The sequence below is a fragment of the Actinoplanes sp. NPDC051861 genome (genome assembly GCF_040681145.1).
GTDB lineage: Bacteria > Actinomycetota > Actinomycetes > Mycobacteriales > Micromonosporaceae > Actinoplanes.
In genome coordinates this window covers 299,750-321,350 of the sequence record NZ_JBFAYE010000001.1, presented here as the reverse complement: position 1 = coordinate 321,350, position 21,601 = coordinate 299,750, and the positions used below count along the sequence as shown (strand labels likewise).

18 protein-coding genes and 1 tRNA gene are annotated in these 21,601 nt (G+C 70.0%); 7 read left to right on the top strand and 12 right to left on the bottom strand.

All coding sequences use genetic code 11. The features are described 5' to 3' along the window. Positions 1–100: 100 nt before the first annotated feature. The 3 genes from AB0M02_RS01725 to AB0M02_RS01715 all read right to left on the bottom strand — a co-directional run bounded on the left by AB0M02_RS01725 (position 101) and on the right by AB0M02_RS01715 (position 2,794). On the bottom strand, positions 101–1,081 hold the full coding sequence (locus AB0M02_RS01725) for a ribose-phosphate diphosphokinase (protein ID WP_364219813.1): 981 nt from the start codon (positions 1,079–1,081) through the stop codon (positions 101–103). 113 nt (positions 1,082–1,194) lie between these two features. Next, on the bottom strand, positions 1,195–2,637 hold the full coding sequence (gene glmU / locus AB0M02_RS01720; RefSeq protein ID WP_364219811.1) for a bifunctional UDP-N-acetylglucosamine diphosphorylase/glucosamine-1-phosphate N-acetyltransferase GlmU: 1,443 nt from the start codon (positions 2,635–2,637) through the stop codon (positions 1,195–1,197). An 85-nt stretch (positions 2,638–2,722) separates the two neighbouring features. Beyond that, positions 2,723–2,794, bottom strand: a tRNA-Gln gene (locus tag AB0M02_RS01715). 108 nt (positions 2,795–2,902) lie between these two features. Between AB0M02_RS01715 and AB0M02_RS01710 the strand changes: the two genes are divergently transcribed. Continuing rightward, complete coding sequence (locus tag AB0M02_RS01710) at positions 2,903–3,505, top strand: TetR/AcrR family transcriptional regulator (RefSeq protein WP_364222469.1); 603 nt, start codon at positions 2,903–2,905, stop codon at positions 3,503–3,505. 24 nt (positions 3,506–3,529) lie between these two features. Here AB0M02_RS01710 and AB0M02_RS01705 read toward each other — a convergent pair whose 3' ends face one another. The 5 genes from AB0M02_RS01705 to rsmA form a co-directional block, all read right to left on the bottom strand. Further along, on the bottom strand, positions 3,530–3,991 hold the full coding sequence (locus AB0M02_RS01705) for a DUF4383 domain-containing protein (protein WP_364222466.1): 462 nt from the start codon (positions 3,989–3,991) through the stop codon (positions 3,530–3,532). Positions 3,992–4,070: 79 nt separating this feature from the next. Then, positions 4,071–5,867, bottom strand: coding sequence for an ABC-F family ATP-binding cassette domain-containing protein (locus AB0M02_RS01700; protein ID WP_364219808.1), 1,797 nt, complete (start codon positions 5,865–5,867; stop codon positions 4,071–4,073). Between the two features lie 224 nt (positions 5,868–6,091). Further along, entirely contained in the window at positions 6,092–7,045 is a 954-nt protein-coding gene (locus tag AB0M02_RS01695) for a 4-(cytidine 5'-diphospho)-2-C-methyl-D-erythritol kinase (RefSeq protein ID WP_364219805.1), read from the bottom strand. Further along, on the bottom strand, positions 7,042–7,617 hold the full coding sequence (locus AB0M02_RS01690) for a Uma2 family endonuclease (protein ID WP_364219802.1): 576 nt from the start codon (positions 7,615–7,617) through the stop codon (positions 7,042–7,044). Before AB0M02_RS01690 ends, AB0M02_RS01695 begins: the two co-directional genes overlap by 4 nt. Beyond that, positions 7,614–8,501, bottom strand: coding sequence for a 16S rRNA (adenine(1518)-N(6)/adenine(1519)-N(6))-dimethyltransferase RsmA (gene rsmA, locus AB0M02_RS01685; RefSeq protein ID WP_364219799.1), 888 nt, complete (start codon positions 8,499–8,501; stop codon positions 7,614–7,616). The genes AB0M02_RS01690 and rsmA overlap by 4 nt, the downstream gene beginning before the upstream one ends. Before the next feature lie 82 nt (positions 8,502–8,583). On the opposite strand from rsmA, the gene AB0M02_RS01680 reads away from it, so the two are divergent. Continuing rightward, a complete protein-coding gene (locus AB0M02_RS01680) occupies positions 8,584–9,006 on the top strand; it encodes a hypothetical protein (RefSeq protein WP_364219796.1) in 423 nt (140 codons plus the stop codon). 8 nt (positions 9,007–9,014) lie between these two features. Here the strand turns inward: AB0M02_RS01680 and AB0M02_RS01675 are convergent, their stop codons facing one another. Then, positions 9,015–9,902, bottom strand: coding sequence for a TatD family hydrolase (locus AB0M02_RS01675; protein WP_364219793.1), 888 nt, complete (start codon positions 9,900–9,902; stop codon positions 9,015–9,017). Positions 9,903–9,981: 79 nt separating this feature from the next. Here AB0M02_RS01675 and AB0M02_RS01670 point away from each other — a divergent pair, with 79 nt between their 5' ends. Further along, on the top strand, positions 9,982–11,016 hold the full coding sequence (locus AB0M02_RS01670; protein WP_364219790.1) for a hypothetical protein: 1,035 nt from the start codon (positions 9,982–9,984) through the stop codon (positions 11,014–11,016). Between the two features lie 52 nt (positions 11,017–11,068). On the opposite strand, the gene AB0M02_RS01665 is transcribed toward AB0M02_RS01670, so the two are convergent. Both AB0M02_RS01665 and metG read right to left on the bottom strand, forming a co-directional pair. After that, complete coding sequence (locus AB0M02_RS01665) at positions 11,069–12,385, bottom strand: hypothetical protein (RefSeq protein ID WP_364219787.1); 1,317 nt, start codon at positions 12,383–12,385, stop codon at positions 11,069–11,071. Between the two features lie 151 nt (positions 12,386–12,536). Beyond that, a complete protein-coding gene (gene metG, locus AB0M02_RS01660) occupies positions 12,537–14,339 on the bottom strand; it encodes a methionine--tRNA ligase (protein WP_364219779.1) in 1,803 nt (600 codons plus the stop codon). Positions 14,340–14,471: 132 nt separating this feature from the next. On the opposite strand from metG, the gene AB0M02_RS01655 reads away from it, so the two are divergent. After that, entirely contained in the window at positions 14,472–15,299 is an 828-nt protein-coding gene (locus AB0M02_RS01655; protein ID WP_364219776.1) for a hypothetical protein, read from the top strand. Here the strand turns inward: AB0M02_RS01655 and rsmI are convergent, their stop codons facing one another. After that, positions 15,300–16,157: a 16S rRNA (cytidine(1402)-2'-O)-methyltransferase gene (gene rsmI, locus AB0M02_RS01650; protein ID WP_364219774.1), complete on the bottom strand. Its 858-nt coding sequence runs from the start codon at positions 16,155–16,157 to the stop codon at positions 15,300–15,302. Between the two features lie 57 nt (positions 16,158–16,214). Here rsmI and AB0M02_RS01645 point away from each other — a divergent pair, with 57 nt between their 5' ends. The 3 genes from AB0M02_RS01645 (at position 16,215) to AB0M02_RS01635 (ending at position 21,596) form a co-directional block, all read left to right on the top strand. Beyond that, a complete protein-coding gene (locus AB0M02_RS01645; RefSeq protein WP_364219771.1) occupies positions 16,215–17,798 on the top strand; it encodes a glycosyltransferase family 39 protein in 1,584 nt (527 codons plus the stop codon). Positions 17,799–18,489: 691 nt separating this feature from the next. Beyond that, positions 18,490–19,182, top strand: coding sequence for a hypothetical protein (locus AB0M02_RS01640; protein WP_364219768.1), 693 nt, complete (start codon positions 18,490–18,492; stop codon positions 19,180–19,182). A gap of 71 nt (positions 19,183–19,253) precedes the next feature. Continuing rightward, on the top strand, positions 19,254–21,596 hold the full coding sequence (locus AB0M02_RS01635; RefSeq protein WP_364222464.1) for a bifunctional polysaccharide deacetylase/glycosyltransferase family 2 protein: 2,343 nt from the start codon (positions 19,254–19,256) through the stop codon (positions 21,594–21,596). Positions 21,597–21,601: the final 5 nt, after the last annotated feature.

The window sequence follows — 21,601 nt, the reverse complement described above, 5'->3', positions numbered from 1 at the left end:
CTGCCACGATCGTGCACCGGTCAGCGGGTCCGGCAGGGCTGTCGGCGTCCGCGAAAAATCCACCCCTCGGATGCAACTTGCACCACAGCGGAAACACCAGTCAGCTGAGTCCACCGAACAAAGTGGTCACCGAGCCGTCGTCGAACACCTCACGGATCGCGCGGGCCAGCAGCGGCGCGATCGACAACACAGTGATCTTGTCCAGCCGCTTCTCCGGGGAGAGCGGCAGTGTGTTCGTCACCACCAGCTCGCTGATCCGGCTGTTCTTCAGCCGCTCGGTCGCCGGGTCGGAGAGCAGCGCGTGGGTGGAGGCCACGATCACATCGGCCGCGCCCTCCTGGAAGAGGATGTCCGCGGCCTTGGTGATCGTCCCACCAGTGTCGATCATGTCGTCGACGATCAGGCACACCCGACCCTCGACCTCACCGACCACGCGGTTCGCCACCACCTGGTTCGGCTTCAGCGGGTCGCGGGTCTTGTGGATGAACGCCAGCGGGCAGCCGCCCAGCCGGTCCGTCCACCGCTCGGCCACCCGCACCCGGCCGGAGTCCGGCGCCACCACGGTCATCGGGCGGCCGGCGAACTTGCGCTGCACGTAGTCCGCGAGAATGTCCATCGCGAACAGGTGGTCCACCGGGCCGTCGAAGAAGCCCTGGATCTGCGCGGTGTGCAGGTCGACGGTGAGGATCCGGTTCGCACCGGCGGTCTTCAGCAGGTCAGCGACCAGCCGGGCGGAGATCGGCTCGCGGCCACGGTGCTTCTTGTCCTGCCGCGAATACGGATAGAACGGCAGGACGACCGTGATCCGCTTGGCCGAGCCGCGCTTCAGCGCGTCGATCATGATCAGCGTCTCCATGACCCAGCGGTTCACCCCTTCGGTGACCGACTGCACCACGAACGCGTCCGACCCACGGACCGAGTCACGGAACCGGACGAAGATCTCACCGTTGGCGAACTCATACGAGTCCGACGGTGTCGGCGCCACACCGAGCACCTGGCCGATCTCCTCCGCGAGTTCCGGGAAACCCCGGCCGGAAAAGAGCATCAGACTCTTACGGTTCTCGGCGACGATGCTGCCCATCGACTCGCTGCTCCCGTTTGATTAGGGGGGTGGGTTCGGAGTGAAGTATCCCTGTCGGCCACGTAACCGCCACGTTTCCAGGCCGTCAGGTGGGATGGCTCACCCCCGCTGGATCAACCCTGCTCAGAAGTGTTATCCGCATACTTGGCGGCGGCCTCCGCGGAAACCGTCCCGGGACGCTTGCGAGCCGTCCAGCCCTCGACGTTGCGCTGCTGGGCGCGGGTGACACCTAGGTCGCCGGAGGGCACGTCCTTGGCGATGGCGCTGCCGGCGGCGACGTAGGCCCCCGGGCCCACCTCGACCGGGGCGATCAGCACGGTGTCCGAGCCGACGAACGCGGCCTCGCCCACGGTCGTGTGACTCTTCCGGACACCGTCGTAGTTGGCGAAGATCGTGCCGGCGCCGATGTTGGCCTTCGCCCCGATCGTCGCGTCACCCACGTAGGACAGGTGCGGCACCTTCGCGCCCTCACCCAGCTCGGCGTTCTTGGCCTCGACGAACCCGCCGACCTTCGACTTGCGGGCCAGCCTGGTGCCCGGCCGCAGGAAGGAGAACGGGCCGACCGTCGCCTCCGGACCGATCTGCGCACCGATCGAGTGAGTCCGGATCACCGAGGCGCCGGCCGAGACAGTGGTGTCGATCAGCGTGGTGTCCGGGCCGATCACCGCGTCGCGGGCCACCGTCGTCGCCCCGGACAGCCGGCAGTTCTGCTCCACGACCGCGTCGGGCTCCAGCGTCACCGTCACGTCGATCCACGTCGTCGCCGGGTCGAGCAGCAGCACGCCGGACCGCATCCAGGCGCCGTTCACCCGATCGCGCATCAGCACCCGGAGCTGGGCGAGCTCGGCACGGTCGTTGCAGCCGAGCGTCTCGTACGCGAACTCGGCCACCTCGATCGCGACCGGGTGCCCCTGCGACGCGAGGATGCCGAACACGTCGGTCAGGTACTCCTCGCCCTGCGCGTTGTCGGTGGACACCTTGCCGAGCGCCTCGCGCAGCAGCACCGCGTCGAACGCGTAGATCCCGGAGTTGATCTCACGGAGGGCGAGCTCCGCCGGCGACGCGTCCTTCGCCTCGACGATGCGCTCCAGGTTGCCGGCGGTGTCCCGGACGATCCGGCCCAGCCCGCCCGGCTCGGCCACCTCGGCGCTCAGCACGGTGGCCGCGGCACCGGCCCGCTCGTGCGCCGCCAGCAGCGCCTCCACCGTCTCCGCGCGCAGCAGCGGCACGTCACCGCTGAGCACCACGACCGTGCCGGTCAGCTCCGGCGCGGCCTCCAGCGCGATCCGGACGGCGTGACCCGTCCCGTTCTGCTCAGCCTGCAGGACCGGCGTGGCGTCCGGCGCGGCCTCGGCCAGGAACGCACCCACCTCGTCGGCCTTGTGACCGACGACGACCAGGGTGCGGTCCGAGTGGATGTCCGCGGCGACGGCGAGCACGTGCCCGAGCAGGGTGCGGCCGAGCAGCGGCTGCAGAACCTTGGGCGTCGAGGACTTCATCCGCTTGCCCTCACCGGCGGCGAGGACGACAACGGTACGGCTGGGGGCCTGGCTCACGCGGCAACTCCATCGTTTGCAGTGGCATCCGCGGGCGGCATTCCTTGTCGCCGCCCACAGCCAACGGGCATGTGCACAGAAGTTGCTCGGCCGCCAGGACTCGAACCCGGAAAACTAGGACCAAAACCTAGGGTGTTGCCAATTACACCACGGCCGACAGTTGCTGGAGACAGCCTAGCGTCCCGCCGCCCGACCACGATAAGTGGACGAACCCTATCGTGGGCGGGTGACGGAACACGGGGAGTCCAGAACGCCACGGGTACGGATGTCGGCCGCACAACGGCGCGAGCAGCTGATCAGCATCGGACGGCAACTGTTCGCCGAGCGCGGCTTCGACGCGACCAGCGTCGAGGAGGTCGCGGCCCGGGCCAAGGTGTCCAAACCGGTCGTCTACGAGCACTTCGGCGGCAAGGAGGGTCTCTACGCCGTGGTCGTGGACCGGGAGGTGCGGGCGCTGCTCGACCGGATCGCCACGGCGCTGACCGCCGGTCATCCACGGGAACTGCTGGAACAGGCGGCGCTGGCGCTTCTCGACTACATCGAGCAGGAGCCGCACGGCTTCCGGGTCCTGGTCCGCGAGTCGCCGGTGCTCTCCGCGGGTGGCAACTTCTCCAGCGTGATGAGCGATGTCGCGCATCAGGTCGAGCACATCCTGGGCGCCGAGTTCAAGAGCCGGGGCATCGACCCGAAGTTCGCCGAGCTCTACTCACAGGCGCTGGTGGGGATGGTGGCTCTGGTCGGCCAGTGGTGGCAGGAGGCGCAGAAGCCGAAGAAGGAGATGGTCGCCGCGCACCTGGTGAACCTGGCCTGGAACGGCCTCTCGCATCTGGAGACCAAGCCGGGCCTGCTGACCCGCCGGGTCCGCTGAGGGACCCGGCGACGGTCGGGCGGATCAGGCGGTGCGGCCCTCGCGCACCTGGCGCGGCGAGCCGGCCTGCGACGCCGGGACGACCTTGCTGTACAGGCTGATCGTGATCAGCAGCAGCCCGGCGAGATACGTCACGACCACCGTGGAGACGCTCGCACCGAAGAAGTTCGCGTCGGTCCGGATGGTCGCCAGCGAGTAGCTGCCCAGGACCAGCAGGGTCCAGCCCAGGTACTTGTCGATCGCCACGTCGAGGTTGCGGCCGACCACGGTGCCGAGCAGGACGAGCCCGCCCACGACCAGCGTGATGATCGACCAGAGCATGTTGGTCTCCTGGCCGAGCACCCGGATGCCGGTCTCGTTGGCGAACGGCTCACCGGCCGTCTGGATCAGGCCCAGGATGCCGAAGGCCACCAAATACCCGCCGGTGATGAAACCGACGACGCGGTAGATCGGCCGCAGGGGGTGGTTGACCGGGTTGTGCGCCATGCTGTCCGTCTCCAAGGTCAGGTGTCTTCGGTCCGATTCTCGCGTATCCCCGACAACTGGCGCAGGCACACCCCCCGGATCAGTTTTCCGGCACCTGCTCCGCGAGCTCCAGCCAGGCCTCCTCGGTCTGCGCCCGCTCCGCCTGGACCGCCTTGAGCTGCGCCTCCAGCTCGATCAGCTTGTCGTAGTCGCTCCCGTGCTGCGCCAGACTCTCGTTGATCTTGGCCTCTCGCTCGCCGAGCTTGTCCATCTGCCGCTCCAGCCGGGCAAGATCCTTGCGAGCCTGCCGCAACTCACCCGCGGAGAGGCCGGGCGCGCTCTGCGTCGCTTCAAAACCTTTGGAGGGTACGCCCAAAGCACTCGGACCCTCGACGCGAGCCAGATACTCGTCGATGCCACCGGGCAGGTGCACGAGACGACCGTCGCCGAACATCCCGTACGCCGTGTCGGTGACCCGCTCGACCAGGTACCGGTCGTGGCTCGCGACGACCATGGTGCCCGGCCACGAGTCGAGCAGATCCTCCAGCGAGGCCAGGGTGTCGGTGTCCAGGTCGTTGGTCGGCTCGTCCAGGAGCAGCACGTTCGGCTCGGTGGCGAGCAGGCGCAGCATCTGCAGCCGGCGCCGCTCACCGCCGGAGAGGTCGCTGACCGGCGTCCAGATCCGCTTGTCGGTGAACCCGAACACCTCGGCGAGCTGACCGGCGGAGAGCTCCCGGTCGCCGAGTTTGACCCGCTTGGCGACCTCCTCGACGGCCTCCAGCAGGCGCAGATGGCCGGGCAGTTCCTTCAGCTCCTGCGACAGGAACGCCGGCCGCACCGTCGAACCGGTGACCAGGCGGCCGCCGTCCGGCTTCGTGACACCGGCCAGCAGGCGCAGCAGGGTGGTCTTGCCGGCGCCGTTGGCACCCAGGATCGCGATCCGGTCACCCGGCCCGACCTGCCAGGTCAGCCCCTTGAAGATCGATTTCGGCCCGGCGTTCAGCGCGACCTGCTCCAGGTCGTACACCTGCTTACCGAGCCGCGTGGTGGCCAGCCGCTGCAGGCTGACGGTGTCCCGGACCGGCGGCACGTCGGCGATCAGCTCGTTGGCCGCGTCGATCCGGAACTTCGGCTTCGAGGTCCGCGCCGGCGGCCCCCGGCGCAGCCAGGCGATCTCCTTACGAAGCAGGTTCTGCCGCCGCGCCTCGACGGCGGCGGCAACCCGCTGCCGCTCCGCCCGGGCCAGGATCCAGGCGGCGTAACCACCCTCGTAGGTGTGCACCTCCTCGTCCACGACCTCCCAGGTCATGGTGCAGACGGCGTCGAGGAACCAGCGGTCGTGGGTGACCACGACGAGCGCGCCGCGCCGGGTCAGCAGGTGCTTGGCCAGCCAGTCCACGCCGGCCACGTCGAGGTGGTTGGTGGGCTCGTCGAGGATCAGCAGATCACTCTCCCGAACCAGCAGAGCGGCAAGCGCGACCCGCCGCCGCTCCCCACCGGACATCGGCCCGACCGGGGTGTCCAGCCCGAGGTAGCCCATGCCCAGACCGTTCAGAATCGTCCGGACACCGGCGTCACCGGCCCACTCGTGCTCGGCACCCATGCCCTCGGCGAGCCAGGCGGTCCCCAGCACGACGTCCCGCACGGTTGCCTCAGCCGCCAGAGCCAGACTCTGCGGAAGAGCGGCGACCCGCAGATCACGCCGATGCGTGACCCGCCCCGAGTCAGGCTCCTCACTCTTGGCGAGCAATCGCAGAAGCGTGCTCTTGCCGGCTCCGTTGAGCCCGACAATCCCGATCCGGGCATCGTCATCCAGCCCAAGCGAAACGTCGGTAAGCAACTGACCGGCGGCGCCGTAACCCTTGTTGACCCGGTCCAGGTTGATGATATTGGCCACGATGCCCCTAGGTTACCCGCGCCCCACCCCACCCCCACGCCCGGCAACCACCCGTGTGGAGTTCGCCCCCACTCCACACGAAACCCACTCCCAGCCAGCGTGTGGAAATCGGCCCCGCTCCACACCCCAACTCCACACGAAAGCCGCTCTCGGACAGCGTGTGGAAAACGGCCCCGCTCCGCGCCTCAACTCCACACGGGGCGTCGGTGAGGGCGGGTGGAGGGTCAGGGTGAGATGACTCGGGCTCCTGGTTGGGGGCCGCGGGCGGTGATGGCTGCTCGGCAGACGCCGGCGGTGTTGAGGCCGGCGGCGACGCGTTGGGCGTGTGGGGCGTCGGCGGTGAGGAAGACGCAGGTGGGGCCGGAGCCGGAGACGATGCCGGTGATGGCGCCCGCCTCGTGGCCGGCTTTCAGGACGTCCGCGAGTTGGGGGCGCAGTGAGAGGGCGGCGGCCTGCAGGTCGTTGCCGAGGGCGGCGCCGAGCACCTCGGGGTCGCGCTGGCGTAGGGCGGCCATCAGCTGGTCGGGGCCACCCAGTGGGGCGGGGGGCCAGGAGCTGGCGCGCAGGGTGTCGAGTTCGCGGTAGACGGCGGGGGTGGAGAGGCCGCCGTCGGCGATTGCCACGACCCAGTGCCAGGCAGTGGGGCGGGCCAGGATGGGGCTGACCGCCTCGCCGTGGCCGGTGCCGAGGGCGGTGCCGCCGTGCAGCAGGAACGGGATGTCGGAGCCGAGCTCGGCACCCACCTCGGCGAGCTCGTCGCGGGACATGCCGAGGCCCCAGAGCATGTCGCAGGCGATCAGGGTGGCGGCCGCGTCGGCGCTGCCGCCGGCCAGCCCGCCGGCGAGCGGGATCGACTTGCGCAGGTGCAGGCGCGCGTAGGCCGGGACGCGCCCGCGGGCGGCGAGCGCCCGGGCGGCCCGGATGATCAGGTTGGTCTCGTCGAGGGCCAGCTCGCCGGTGCCCTCACCCTCCATGGTGAGCGTGAGGGTGTCGCCGCGGCGGGCGGTGAGCTCGTCGAAGAGGCTGATCGCGTGATAGACGGTGTTCAGCTCGTGATAGCCGTCCGGGCGCAGCGGCCCGACACCCAGATGCAGATTGATCTTGGCCGGCACACGCACCTTCACCGGGCCGTGGTGCGGGCGCGGCTCGTCGTCGTCCGGTCCCCAGGCCTCGGTCACGGAGCGATGTCCCCGATCGGCAGCACGATCTCGAACGGCCTGCTCAACACCAGCTCCGTGTCCGAGTCGGCGACCAGCTCATATCTTTCGTTCACCAGGTCGTAGGCATAGACGTGCACCGGATTCTGCTCGATCCGCCAGTAGTGCGGAATCCCCGCCGCCGCGAATACTCCCGGCTGGTTGAATCGGTCTCGCTTCCTCGTGCCTGGTGCGACGACCTCGACAACGAGCGTGGTCTTGTCAGCGATGGTGTAGTGGCGGGAGCCCGCGACATCCGCGTCCACGAGAAGCACATCCGGCTCGAGGGTTGTGTCGAGCGAGACCGCGACGCCGGTCGCCATGCTGGCCCGAAACGCCTCCGGCGCGTTCTTGCGAAGCCAGACCCACAACAGACCAGCAATGTCCTGGTGATCATAGGTCGGGGAGGGGACCACGATCATGACTCCATCTGAGAGCTCGACGCGAGGAGCGTCGTCGGGGAGGTCGCGAACGTCCTCGATCGTGTAGTTGGCCAGGCGCTGCCTGATCGGATCGGGCGACCACATGACCTGACCGTGCGGTTCGGCTGTCATGAGTCCACCTCCTGGGGCTCCGCGTCGGACGGGCTGAGCTTACCGCCGTACCCCGACAGTTTTGCCTGTGCCGCGATCGCGGCGAACTCGCCCACGGTGAGCGACTCACCCCTTGCCTGCGGGCTGATGCCCGCCGCTCGCAGCACCTGCTCGGCCCGGTCCGGGCCGCCCGCCCAACCGGCCAGCGCGGCCCGCAGCGTCTTGCGCCGCTGCGCGAACGCCGCGTCGACGACCGCGAACACCGCGGCGCGATCGGCACCCGCCGGCGGTTCGCGGCGGGTGAAGGCGACCAGGCCGGAATCCACGTTGGGCACTGGCCAGAACACCGCGGGTGGCACCTTTCCCGCCGGCTTGGCGTCGGCGTACCAGGCCAGCTTGACCGACGGCACGCCGTACACCTTCGAGCCCGGACCCGCGGTGAGCCGGTCGGCGACCTCCTTCTGCACCATCACCAGGCCGCCGCGCAGGGTGGGCAGCTCGGCGAGCAGGTGCAGCACGACCGGTACCGCCACGTTGTAGGGGAGGTTCGCGACCAGCATGGTCGGCGCCGGGTCGAAGCGGTCGCCGGTCACCCTGAGCGCGTCCGCCGGGTGCACGGTGAGGTGCGGCGCGGTGACGGTCTCCGGCAGGGCTGCGGCCAGTGCCCGGTCGATCTCCACAGCGTGTACGTGCCGAACCGCCCCGACCAGCCCGAGCGTGAGCGAACCGAGACCGGGGCCCACCTCCAGGGCGACGTCGTCCGCACGCAGCCCGGCCGCCGCCACGATCCGCCGGATGGTGTTCGGGTCGTGCAGGAAGTTCTGGCCGAGCTTCTTGGTCGGCGCGACACCGAGGCGCGCGGCGAGTTCCCGGATCTCCGCCGGGCCGAGGAGTGCGTCAGCCATCCCCGAAGCCTAGATCCAGGGGCTGTCCCCGCTGGACGCCGCCGGGTAGGAATGGGGTCAGGTATGACGGGGGAGGCACGGCATGACCGAGTTGCTGGTGCTGCGCGGCGTGGTGGAGGCGGCTCCGGACGTGGTGGCCGGGGTGCTGCTGGACGTGCGGCCGGGTGGCCGTTCGCCGCTCGCCACCGACGGGCCGATCGAGGAGTCCGACGGTGACGAGTTCGTGGTGGTGCACGACGGCAGCAAGCTCACGGTACGCGTCGACCACACCGCCCGCTCGGTGACCCAGGAGGGCGAGTGGTGGTACCGCGGGGTGACCTCCGTGGAGCCCGATCCGCGCGGCTCGCTGCTGGTCACGCGGATCTACAACATCGCGCCGGGTCACCGCTGGGCGGTGCGGATGGTCTCGCGCGGCCCGCTGCACGCCGCACCGACCGCGTTCGCGACCCAGTTGGAGCGGCTCAGCCGCGAGCTGGGCGTGGCCGCCTGGGTGGAGCTGGACTAGGCGCCAGGTCAGCGCCAGGAACCGAAGACCCGGTCGCCGTTCGCGGAGATGGTGGCGCAGAGCTCGTCCACGTCGACCCCGCGGGCCTGGGCGAGCGCCCGGACAGTCAGCGGAATCAGGTACGACGCGTTCGGCCGGCCGCGGTGCGGCATCGGCGTCAGGTACGGCGCGTCCGTCTCGACCATCATCTGCTCCGGCGGGGTGATCGCCGCCGCCTCGCGCAGGTTGGCCGCGCTGGCGAACGTGACGGTGCCGGCGAAACTCAGGTGGTAACCGCGGCGGACGCACTCGGCCGCGAACTCGGCGTCACCCGAGAAGCAGTGCAGCACCACAGTGTCCGGTGCGCCCTCCGCGTCGAGCACCCGCAGCACGTCGTCGTGTGCGTCGCGGTCGTGGATGATCAGCGCCTTGCCGTACCTCTTCGCGATGGCGATGTGCGCCCGGAAGCTCTCCTCCTGGGCGGCCCGGCCCTCGTCGCCGGTGCGGAAGGTGTCCAGCCCGGTCTCGCCGACGCCGCGAACGCGGGGGTGCGCGGCGAGCTCCTCGATCTCGCGCAGAGCGCTGTCCAGATCGGAGAGCCGCGGCGCCTCGTTGGGGTGCAGCGCGACCGCCGCCAGCACCGACTCGTGCCGCGCGGCGAGTTCGGCACCCCAGCGCGAGGAGGCGACGTCCACCCCCACCTGAACCAGCCGGTCCACGCCGCTCTTCGCCGCCGCGGTGATCAGGGCTTCGATCGGGTCGCCGGCGCCGTCACCGGGCACGCCGGCCTCCTGCACGGTCAGGTCGAGGTGGGTGTGGCTGTCGAAGACCGGCACGGCGAGCGGCTCGGGCGCCGGCGGGAACTCCCCGGAGCGGCGGGAGCTCTTCGAACGGCGCGATTCCGATGGTGATGGCATGTGAGACATTGTGCACGTCGCATTTTTCGGTAACCGCCCGTTCATCCGGTATCCACCACCATCACTTAAGTTGCGCCGCGTGACCGTGACCGGTGAGGACAGTGAGCTCGGGACCGATCCGCTCGACCCGCCCCTGATGGCTCCTCTGCGGCGCGACCTCAGTTGGCCACAGGTTCAGCTGATGGCTCAGTCCGCGGGCTATCGGGACGATGCCGAGCTGCGCCGGATCCGGGCCACGGCCGCGGTCAAGCGCGGCACCCGGATGACGAAAGTACTCTCCGCGGCCCAGGTGGCCGGGCATCTCGGCGGCTGGCTGCCGTACGGCTTCTGCTACCGGTCCTGCGACATCGCCCACCTGCGCGAACCGGAACAGTTGACGCTGCTGCGCGCCGACGGTGCCGCCGACGAGAACGTCGCGTTCGCGCTGCGGTGGCGGGCCACCGACCCGCAGGACTACGAGGTGCCGGCGAATCCCGCGCAGCCGGGGCTGGCCGCGCTGCCGGCGCACTCGCGGATCGGCGCGATGGTGCTCGGTACCGGCTTCACGCCGAGCACCGACGACCTGATCCCGGAGTACATCACTACCGCGTTCGCCGACCTGCCGCTGGCGGCGAACGCGCAGCTGCTGGCGCACATGCCGGGCGGTGAAGAGGTGATCCTGTACTCGTACCAGCCGGAGCAGAACGGCTGGCTGCGGTTGGCGGGGCCGCGCTGGCGGGGGCTGCTCGGCGAGATCCCCGGGGTGAGCCCGGACCGCGAGTACGTGCCGTGCACGACGAGCAGCACCGCGAAGCTCGTCGGCCTGATCAACGGCAAGGAGTACGAGGCGGTCGCCGACCCGCCCGGCGAGTTCCGGGTGCGGGCGCTGACCCGGGCCGCCCGCTATCCGGTGGAGACGCTGAGCCGGCGGGCCGAGCAGGCGCTGTGGCGGCGGGTGCCGTGCTGGGTGCTGCAACGGGACGAGAGCTGGGCCCGGCTGCGGCTGCTCCGCCCTGACGTCGACTCGATCAACCTGACCGGGGCGCGCTGTTACGAGCGCGGGGTGTACGAGGTGTGGGCGCCGGTCGGTGAGCTCGCGGATCACCACATCGCGGATCTCGCTTACCAGCTCTGAGAACGCAAGAAGGGGCCGGCATCCGCCGGCCCCTACTTGTACATCAGGTCGCTCAGGCGCGAGTCAGGTTCGCCTCGCGGATCTTGTAGCCGTAGTTCACGGCCGTGTCCCAGGTCCACACCTCGACGTGGATGCGGCCCTTGGTCAGGCCGGCCGGCAGCTTCAGCGACCACTTGCCCTTGGTCACCTTGAGCCGGACGCCCTTGTTCCAGCAGTAGACGCCGTACTGGTAGTCGGTGGTGAACCGCTTCCACTTCTTCTGCGGGGTCAGGCAGTAGAGCTTGCCGGTGGTGGTGGCGCGGACCACGGTGGCCCACACGTACGGCTCGTCGAGGCCGCCGCCCTGGTCGGACACGGTGCCCTTGATGGTCTTCCAGGAGCTGACCTTGTTGGCGCTCTTGGGCTTGGTGACCGTCAGCTTCGGCTTCCAGCTGTCCTTGACCACGTTGATGTTGCCGGCGTTCAGCCAGACGCTGGCGCCGTTCGCGTTGATGAACGCGATACGGATCGTCCGCACACCGCTGATCTTGGTGGAGGTCGGCTTGCCGTTCACGTACTTGAACAGGATGTAGTCGGTGATCGCGCCGGTACGGGCGGCGTACTGGCCGACCCAGCCGTCGGACCAGTCGATCAGGATGTTCTTCGTGCCGGCCGGAACCTTAGTGACGTTCACCGAGAACGGCACACCCTGGTAGACCGACTTCTTGTTCAGGTAGTAGCCACCGGCCGGGCTGGTGACCGAGACGGCCTTCGGCGCGAGGGTTGCCGCCTTGCCGTCCTTGTCGGTCAGGGTCACGGTGACGTTGAACGTGCCGGTACGCCCGTACAGCTTGGTGAAGACGTACTCGGTGGCGCCCAGCGTGGTGGTGGTGCCGTCACCCCAGTCCACGACCCGGGTGATCTCGCTGTTGTCGGTCGTGTCGTCGTCGAACTCGCTCGCGGCCTGGCCGAAGGTCACCTTCTGGCCGAGCCAGATCGCCGTCGGGCTGAGCCGGAACGAACCGGTCGGCGCCTCGTTGGTGGGCGCCGTGGTGGTCGGCTCACCGGTCGGGGTCGTCGGCCCGGTGGTCGTCGGCTCACCGGTCGGCGTCGTCGGGGCCGTCGTGGTCGGCTCGCCCGTGGGGGTCGTCGGCGCGGTGGTCGTCGGCTCACCGGTCGGCGTGGTCGGGGCCGTCGTGGTCGGCTCACCGGTGGGAGTGGTCGGGGCCGTGGTGGTCGGCTCGCCCGTGGGAGTCGTCGGCTCCTCGGTCGCGGCGGGCACTGCGGCCGGCACGGCGGCCTGGACCGGCGACGTGACGACCGCACCGCCTGCAACCAGCGCGCCGGCGACGATGGCCGTCACCAGGGGACGCGAAAGGCGTGGCTTCACAGGAACTCCTTCGAGGGGTTTGATCCACACGAAGGACGGGCGGGCGTCACGCACCGTGGTTACGTCGAGACGTATCCGTACCGATGAAACGCCCACGTCCCCCCGTGGCGGCGTAACGGTATCGGATCACCGTGACTTTGATCAATCCCGTTTATGAACTCTCGGTGAGCCGCGCGAGCTCCTCCTCGATCACCGACGGGTCGAGCTTGCGGAAGACCGGCTTCGGTGCGGCCAGCGGGGTGCCCGCCACCAGCGGGACCGACCGCCACCGGGCGCCGCCGGTGTAGTCGCCCATCAGGACCGGGTAGCCGGGGCCGCCGTCCAGGTCCTCGACCTCGACGATCTCCGGCATCGGCGCGTGCACGCCCTCGCCGCCGAGCAGCTCGAACACCTTCTGCGCGGAGTGCGGCAGGAACGGGGTGAGCAGCGTGTTGGCGTCGCTGACCACCTGGAGCGCGACGTGCAGGACGGTCGCCTGGCGCGGCCTGTCCTCCTCGGACTTGAGCTTCCACGGCGCCTGCTCGGACAGGTACTTGTTCGCCTCGGCGACCACTCGCATCGCCTCGCCGATCGCCGCCTTCTGCCGGTGCTTGCCGAGCAGCTCGCCGACCGTACCGAATCCGGCTTTCGCGACCGCGAGAAGCGCCTCGTCCTCGGCGGTCAGCTCGCCGGCCGCCGGGATCTGGCCGAAGTTCTTCGCCGCCATCGAGACCGATCGGTTGACCAGGTTGCCCCAGCCGGCCACCAGCTCGTCGTTGTTGCGCCGGACGAACTCGGCCCAGGTGAAGTCGGTGTCGTTGGACTCCGGGCCGGCCGCGGCGATGAAGTAGCGCAGGGCGTCGGCGTCGTAGCGCTCCAGGAAGTCGCGGACGTAGATGACCACGCGCCGCGACGAGGAGAACTTCTTGCCCTCCATCGTCAGGTACTCACTCGAGACCACCTCGGTGGGCAGGTTCAGCTTGCCCAGTTCGCCGGCCTCGCCGCCCTTGTCGCCCTCACCGGAGTAGCCGAGCAGCAGCGCCGGCCAGATCACCGAGTGGAAGACGATGTTGTCCTTGCCCATGAAGTAGTAGCCGGACGCGTCCTTGCCCTGCGCGTCCGCCGACCACCACTGCCGCCACGCGTCCGGGTCGCCGGTGCGCCGGGCCCACTCAATCGAGGCCGAGAGGTAGCCGATGACCGCGTCGAACCAGACGTAGATGCGCTTGTCGGCGCGGTCGCGCCAGCCGTCCAGCGGGATCGGCACGCCCCACTCGAGGTCACGGGTGATCGCCCGCGGCTGCAGGTCGTCAAGCAGGTTGCGGGAGAACTTCAGGACGTTGGGCCGCCAGTTCTCCCGGGCGTCGAGCCAGTGACCGATCGCCTCGGCGAAGGCCGGCAGGTCCAGGAAGAAGTGCTCGGTCTCGACGAACTGCGGCGTCTCCCCGTTGATCCGGGAGCGCGGGTTGATCAGCTGCTCCGGGTCGAGCTGGTTGCCGCAGTTGTCGCACTGGTCGCCGCGCGCGCCCTCATAACCGCAGATCGGGCAGGTGCCCTCGATGTAGCGGTCCGGCAGGGTGCGGCCGGTCGACGGCGAGATGGCGCCCAGCGTCGTCCGCGCCACGATGTAACCGTTGCTGTGCAGCCCCTCGAACAGCTGCTGCACCACGGCGTAGTGGTTGCGGGTGGTGGTCCGGGTGAACAGGTCGTACGACAACCCGAGCCCGTGCAGGTCCTCCACGATCACCCGGTTGTACCGGTCGGCGAGCTCACGCGGGGTCACCCCGTCCGCGTCGGCCTGCACCTGGATCGGCGTGCCGTGCTCGTCGGTCCCGGACACCATGAGCACGTCGTGGCCGGCCATCCGCATGTACCGGCTGAAAACGTCGGAAGGGACCCCGAAGCCGGAAACGTGACCGATGTGGCGCGGGCCGTTGGCGTAGGGCCAGGCGACCGCGGCGAGAACGTGACTCATGGTGTCCCAGCGTAGTGACCTCCTCCGGTGCGCCGCGAACGGATTGCCACCGCGCGCGCCGGTATGCCGATTTGTCCCGACACGCCCGATCATTGGCGGGCTCGGCGGACGGGTCCGTCGTTGAATGGGCGGGTGACCGGAGACTCGCCGCAACCAGGGGAAACACCTCGCAACGAGGGCAACCCGTGGACGTTCGCCGACCCCGACACGCCGTGGTGGCGCGGCGAGACCGAAGGGGAGCCACCGGAGAACACCCCCGCCGAGGGCTCCCGGCTGGCCACACCGAGCGAGTTGCAGAGCGTCGAGACGGAAGCGCGGAACCGGCCCACCGTGGCCCTCACCCCGCATGCCGACGCCCGCCGGGAGCGGATGGAGAACCACCCGTTCTGGCTGAGCGAGGAGGAACGCGCCGCGAGAGCCGCCGCCCAGCCGGACCGACGCCCCGGCCGGCGACGCAGACCCCCCGCGCGCAACCCGGCCGGCGCACTGGTGGCCCTGGTCGCGCTGAGCCTGCTGGCGGCGTTCTTCGGCTGGGTCAGCGCGGAGCCGTTCTGGCTGGCGGTGGGTCACGGCGACCGGGGGTACGCGACGACCACCCACTGCCGCGGCGACGGGCTGACCCAGCGCTGCACCGGACGGTTCGCCACCTCGGACGGCCAGTTCAGCGTGGCCCGGGTGACACTGCTCGGCGTCTCCGGCGAGGGCCGCCAGGCCGGCGCGATCTCACCGGCGCGGATGGTCAGCCCCGGCAGCGGACAGGCCTACACCGCGCCCGCCGGACCGCTCATGCACCTGCGCTGGGTGCTCGGCTTCCTGCTGGTGCTGGTGTGCGGGTACGGCATAACCGAAGCAACCGGCGCGCGTCGGCTGGGAAACCGCCGCACCCGCAAGCGCGCCGTGATCGCCGGGTTCGCCGGCCCGCTCCTGCTGCTCGGCGGCTTTCTGATAGCGGCGTACTGATCAGCTGTGCACCAGCGTGTACACGTCGCGCTTCTTCAGCCCGTACTCGTCGGCGACCGCCTGGATCGCGTCCCGGCGTGAGGCGCCCGCCGCCTCGCGCCGCGCCACCGCCTCGCGCAGCTCGTCGTCGCCCGGCCGTTCCGCGGGACCGGCCGGCGCACCGCCCACCACCAGGGTGATCTCGCCGCGCGGATCGCCGGCGGCGGCCCAGGCGGCCAGTTCGCCCAGCCCGCCCCGGCGCACCTCCTCGTAGGTCTTGGTCAGCTCCCGGCAGACCGCGGCCGGCCGGTCCGCGCCGAAGATCGCCGCCAGGTCCTCCAGCGCACCGGCGATCCGGTGCGGCGCCTCGAAGAGCACCAGCGTGCGCGGTTCAGCGGCGAGTTCGCGCAGGCGGCCGCGGCGTCCCGAGCCGGAACGCGGCAGGAATCCCTCGAAGACGAAGCGGTCGCTGGGCAGGCCGGAGAGGGCCAGTGCGGTGGTCACCGCACTGGGGCCGGGCGCCGCGGTCACCGGGAAGCCGGCGTCCAGCGCGGCGCGGACGAGGCGGAAGCCGGGGTCGGAGACGCTGGGCATGCCGCCGTCGGTCACCACGGCGACCACGGCGCCGGCTTCGAGAGCCTCGACCAATTCAGGGGTACGGCGTTCGTCGTTCCCCTCGAAGTAGGAGACGATCCGGCCGCGCACCGTCACCCCCAGGTCACGCGCGAGCCGATGCAGCCGGCGAGTGTCCTCCGCCGCGATCACGTCCGCCGATGCCAGCACCTCACGCAAGCGCGTCGATGCGTCTCCGATGTTGCCCAGCGGCGCACCCGCCAGAACGACCCGTCCTTCGTCAACCACCCGAAAAGTCCACCACATGACAGAACCCGGCGATGGTGGGCATCACTTCCTAGGCTTACCCCCTACGATCGCGGAGTGACGACGGCGGCGACAGCTGAGACTGACCCCACCACCGCGGACTCCCCCACCACAGCGGAGTCGTCCCCCGGCCTGCGTGGAGTGACCGACCTCGTCCGGCGACGCCTGTCGACGCTGGACGAGCGCTTCAACCCCTACTCGTGGATAGTGACCGCGGTCATCGTGACGGTGGCGGCGATCCTGCGGTTCGCGGGCGTCAGCAATCCGAAGGGGTACATCTTCGACGAGGTGTACTACCCGACCGACGCCTGGGACATGCTGCAGCACGGTGTCGAGTGGGACGAGAAGACGAACGGTCCCGCGTACGTGGTGCACCCACCACTCGGCAAGTGGCTGATCGCGTTCGGTGAGCAGATCTTCGGCAACAACGAGCTGGGCTGGCGGTTCTCCACCGCGCTGGCCGGCACCCTGATGGTCCTCATCCTGATCCGGGTGGCGTTCCGGCTGTTCCACTCGATCGTGCTTGCCGGTGCCGCCGGCCTGCTGATGACGCTGGACGGCTTCCAGCTGGTGCTGTCCCGCACCTCGCTGCTCGACATCTTCATCGGGCTGTTCATCCTGATGACCTTCGCGGCGATGGTGCTCGACCGGGACCACTACCGGCGCAGCTGGCGCAGGGCGCTCGACCGGGGCTACGACCCGTCGACCACACCGACCATCCCACGCTTCGTGCCGTGGTGGCTGCTGGTCTCCGGGATCACGTTCGGCATGGCCTGCGGCGTCAAGTGGAACGCGCTGTTCTTCGCGCCGTTCTTCGCCGGGCTGGTGATCGCCTGGCGGATCCAGGCGCGCCGCTCGGCCGGCATCCGCGGCCCGGTCGTCGCCGGGCTGATCGGTGACCTCGGCTGGCTGCTGCTCACCTTCGGCCTGACCATCCTGGTCTACCTGGCCTCCTGGACCGGCTGGTTCGTCACCGACACCGGCTACTTCCGCCACTACCGGGCGGACAACGGGATCAGCGAGCCGCCGGTCATCGGTGCGCTGCTGAACCTGTGGCACTACCACACGCAGGCGTACGACTTCCACAGCGGCCTGACCGAGAAGCACACGTATCAGTCCTGGCCGTGGCAGTGGCTGCTGCTCGGGCGGCCGGTGGCGTTCTACTGGAGCGGCAACGGCAACTGCGGTGCGCCGAGCTGCGCGGCCGAGATCCTGCTGCTCGGTACGCCGATCCTGTGGTGGTCGTTCCTGCCGGCCCTGTGCGCGCTCGTCTGGTTCGGCATCGCGCGGCGGGACTGGCGCGCGTACGCGATCTTCACGGGCGCCGCGGCGGGCCTGCTGCCGTGGTTCTACTACGCCGTCGCGGACGGCCGGACGATGTTCGCCTTCTACGCGATGCCGGCGCTGCCGTTCCTGATCCTGGCGGTGGTGTACGTCCTCGGGTCGATCATGACGCCACCGGGCGGGATGACCTCCGGGTCGGCGAAGTCGGACCGCCAGATGGTCGGCACCGTGGTGGCGGCGACATTCGTGGTGCTGGTGGCGCTGTGCTTTGCCTACTTCTATCCGGTTTTCGTGGGGCAGCTGATGCCCTATGAGGACTGGTCTGTCCGGATGTGGCTCGGAAGCCGCTGGATCTAGCGATCCCGCAAGCACATTTCGCCCTGATACACAAGAGCCCTCGACGGCGCCGGCCTGGCCGGCGCCGTTCCCAGCGCGCCTCGGATCGACGACGACGGATCAGGTCCGGGAACCCGGCTCGCCCCCGCCGCCTCGCGGACCGGCCGGGCCCGCTCGCCGGGCCGCCACGGCTGTCGTCGCCGGCGGACCGGACGCGGATCGGACAGTGAAACCCCTGCATACATAAAGGGCGCGCCCCGATCGCCTGCCACGGGGGAAGCGGGCGATTGGGGCGCGCAAGAAGGAGCTTAACGACGTCCGATGGCCCGCACAACGGGTGCCCCGACAAGATTGGCGTGTCGCTCCGAGCATCACAGCGATTCGGACATTAGCCTCTTAATGGTCTTATGGGTTTAATCGGTTCGCGAAGAATGCTCGATTATGCAGTCGGGAATGCGACAGCAAATTGATGCGGATTTCCACGTAACGTCTTTTGCCCGCGGGCCGCACCGCAGCTCAGCGAAATGCGCGGGTAACTCGGACAGACGCGCCCCACCGGGTCAAATCACCGGGCTCATCATTTCGTCCCTTTTCCGGGGTTCGGTCGGTCGTCCCCCTTGTGAGTGATACGTGCCAAGATCGCGGTAAATGTTCTTAAGCTCGCCGCGTGACTTCGCAGGAACCCAAAAACCCGCCAACCGCCGATACCCACATGCCGGACACGGAAGTGATCGCCGTTTCGGCGCCCGCTCCGGTGTTCGTCGACTCGACCGGCCGGCGCAGCCGGTTGCTCCGGCGCATCGCGTTGGCCTTCGGTGTCCTCGTCGTCGCCTACGGCGGCCTGCTCAGCGTCAGCCTGGCCGGTGGCCCGGTGAACTCGAGCGCGGTGCTGCCGCTGCCCGGCTTCGAGGAGAAGGACCGGGACCCGGCCACCACGCCGCCGCAACCGCCGCGGCCCAGCCCCACACCGGTGCCCAGCACCACCCCGCAGCAGCAGCACTACCTCGCGGAGTCCGTGCAGCGCCGGGTCGACGACGCCCAGCGGCAGCGCACCTCGCCGTCGGCGTCGCGGTCCACCGGCACACCGGTGACGTCGCCCACCCGGAAGCCGGCGACCCGGAAGCCGACGCCCACGCCGACCGCGACGAAGACCACCGAGTCGACCACCAAGCCGGAGCCGACGCCCACCACGACGTCCCCGCCGGTCGAGGGCCCGGTCGAACCCGTGCCGCCGGTTCCGCCGGCACCCCCGGCGCCCGAACCGGGCGGCAGCGGTGGCGGCAGCGCCGTCGACGGTCCGGAACAGCCCGAGCCGACCGTCGCCGGCACCTCCACGCCGTCGATGCCGCCGGTCGACGACGATCCCGCGGACACCGCTGCGCCGTCCCCCAGGGCCTCCGCGTGACCGGCGCACCCGTTCGCCGTGTCCGTCTCCGGGGACGGAGCCGGCGGCGCATCCTGCCCCGCCCCCGGGTCATGCTCGGCAGCCTGCTGATCGGGTTCTTCGTCGCCGTGCTCGTCGTGCAGGCGTACATCAACGCCGAGTTCAAGAGCGACCACGTGCAGACCGAGGTCGGCGACCAGTCCGCGGTGCCGATATCGATCCGCGCCGGCGGACCGGTCATCAACACCACCGGCGGGCAGGAGAGCACCAGCCGGCTGCCGGAGCGCACCATCGCGCTCACCTTCGACGACGGACCCGACCCGGCGTGGACCCCGAAGGTGCTCAAGGTGCTGCGGGACAACGGCGCACACGGCACCTTCTTCGTCGTCGGGTCACAGGTGGCCCGGCACCCCGAGCTGACCAAGCAGGTCGTGGCGGACGGCAACGAGCTGGGCCTGCACACGTTCACCCACCCGAACATGCAGCGGCTCGCCCCGTGGCGGCGGGAGCTGGAGCTGTCGCAGAACCAGGTGGCCATCGCGCGCGCCACCGGCATCCGGACCAACCTGGCCCGGTTCCCCTACTCGTCCAAGAACGCGGCGATCGACGAGCTGAACTGGAAGATCGTCAAGGAGGCGGGCGCACAGGGCTATCTGGTCGTGGTCAACGACCTGGACAGCGAGGACTGGCAGCGGCCCGGCGTCGACCAGATCATCAAGCACGCCACACCGGCCGGGGACAGCTCGGCGATCGTCCTGTTCCACGACGCCGGCGGTGACCGGCAGCAGACGATCGAGGCGCTGGCCCGGTTCATCCCGATGATGAAGGAGCGCGGCTACCGGTTCACCACGGTCACCGAAGGGCTGAACCTGGGCATCGCCGAGCAGGCCGCGGCCGGCGGCGACCGGGCCGAGAGCACCGAGGCGATCGCGCAACTGCCGGTCAACCCCGACGCACCGCACGCCGACGAGTGGCGCGGACTGGCGCTGATCGGGACGGTACGGCTCGCGGACGGCATGGTCACCGTGATCGCGGCACTCTTCGTGATCGTCGGGCTGCTGACGATCGGGCGTACCGTACTGATGCTCGTGCTGGCGACCCGGCACGCCCGGCAGCGCCGCAAGCCGGACTGGAGCTGGGGCCCACCGGTGACCGACCCGGTGTCGGTGATCGTGCCCGCCTACAACGAGAAGGAGGGCATCGAGGCCGCCGTCCGGTCGCTGGCCTGCGGCGACCATCCGGAGATCGAGGTGGTGGTGGTCGACGACGGCTCCACCGACGGCACCGCCGACCTGGTGGACCGGCTGTGCCTGCCGAACGTGCGGGTGGTCCGGGTGCCCAACGGCGGCAAGCCGAACGCGCTCAACACCGGGGTCGCTCTGGCCAGGCACGACCTGATCGTCACGGTCGACGGGGACACCATCTTCGAGGAGGACTCGATCCGCCGGCTCGTGCAGCCGTTCGCCGACCCGTCGGTGGGCGCGGTCGCCGGCAACGTCAAGGTCGGCAATCGTACGAGCATCGTCGCGCTGTGGCAGCACATCGAATACGTGATCGGCTTCAACCTCGACCGCCGCCTCTACGAGGTCCTGAACTGCATGCCGACCGTCCCCGGCGCGATCGGGGCGTTCCGGCGCGAGGCGCTCGCCGAGGTCGGCGGGGTGAGTGACGAGACCCTGGCCGAGGACACCGACGTCACGATGGCGCTGTGCCGGGCCGGTTGGCGGGTCGTCTACGAGGAGCATGCCAAGGCGTGGACCGAGGCGCCGACCACACTGGAGCAGCTCTACCGCCAGCGGTACCGCTGGAGTTACGGCACCATGCAGGCGATGTGGAAGCACCGCCGAGCGGTGTTCGAGTCCGGGCCGTCGGGCCGGTTCGGCCGGGTCGGGCTGCCGTTCCTCGCGCTGTTCGGGGTGGCGCTGCCGATGCTCGCACCGGTCGTCGACATCATGCTGATCTACGGGCTGGTGTTCTGGGAGCTCACCGAGACCGTCGTCGCCTGGCTTGGCATGCTCGCGCTGCAGATGTTCACGGCGGCGGTGGCGTTCCGCTTCGACCGCGAGTCCTTCCGGCCACTGCTGCGCCTGCCGTTGCAGCAGTTCGCGTACCGGCAGCTGATGTACCTGGTGCTGATCCAGTCGGCGACCACGGCGCTGACCGGTGGCCGGCTGCGCTGGCACAAGCTCAACCGGGCCGGGCTCGTGCCACGAACTTCCGGCGCCGAACCGGTGCCGGCGGGCACGGCCGTGGCGCCGGTGGTGGATACCTGGCCGCCTGCGCGGGACGGCCTGCCGGACCCGTCGGCCGGGTTGCCGGTGGGGCGGGCGGTGGCGCCTCCGGCCGTACCCATGCAGCCCAGGCCCTCATCAGTTGACTCGCTCGGCTCACTTTCCGGCGGTTCCGGGGATTCCGGCTCGGTGCGTGCCGGGTGAGCGCG

Excerpts from the sequence above, each read along its gene's own strand:
- AB0M02_RS01725 (WP_364219813.1), bottom strand. The coding sequence starts at position 1,081 with ATGGGCAGCATCGTCGCCGAGAACCGTAAGAGTCTGATGCTCTTTTCC.
- AB0M02_RS01710 (WP_364222469.1), top strand. The coding sequence starts at position 2,903 with ATGTCGGCCGCACAACGGCGCGAGCAGCTGATCAGCATCGGACGGCAA.
- AB0M02_RS01705 (WP_364222466.1), bottom strand. The coding sequence starts at position 3,991 with ATGGCGCACAACCCGGTCAACCACCCCCTGCGGCCGATCTACCGCGTC.
- AB0M02_RS01690 (WP_364219802.1), bottom strand. The coding sequence starts at position 7,617 with ATGACAGCCGAACCGCACGGTCAGGTCATGTGGTCGCCCGATCCGATC.
- rsmA (WP_364219799.1), bottom strand. The coding sequence starts at position 8,501 with ATGGCTGACGCACTCCTCGGCCCGGCGGAGATCCGGGAACTCGCCGCG.
- AB0M02_RS01680 (WP_364219796.1), top strand. The coding sequence starts at position 8,584 with ATGACCGAGTTGCTGGTGCTGCGCGGCGTGGTGGAGGCGGCTCCGGAC.
- AB0M02_RS01675 (WP_364219793.1), bottom strand. The coding sequence starts at position 9,902 with ATGCCATCACCATCGGAATCGCGCCGTTCGAAGAGCTCCCGCCGCTCC.
- metG (WP_364219779.1), bottom strand. The coding sequence starts at position 14,339 with ATGAGTCACGTTCTCGCCGCGGTCGCCTGGCCCTACGCCAACGGCCCG.
- rsmI (WP_364219774.1), bottom strand. The coding sequence starts at position 16,157 with ATGTGGTGGACTTTTCGGGTGGTTGACGAAGGACGGGTCGTTCTGGCG.
- AB0M02_RS01640 (WP_364219768.1), top strand. The coding sequence starts at position 18,490 with ATGCCGGACACGGAAGTGATCGCCGTTTCGGCGCCCGCTCCGGTGTTC.
- AB0M02_RS01635 (WP_364222464.1), top strand. The coding sequence starts at position 19,254 with ATGCTCGGCAGCCTGCTGATCGGGTTCTTCGTCGCCGTGCTCGTCGTG.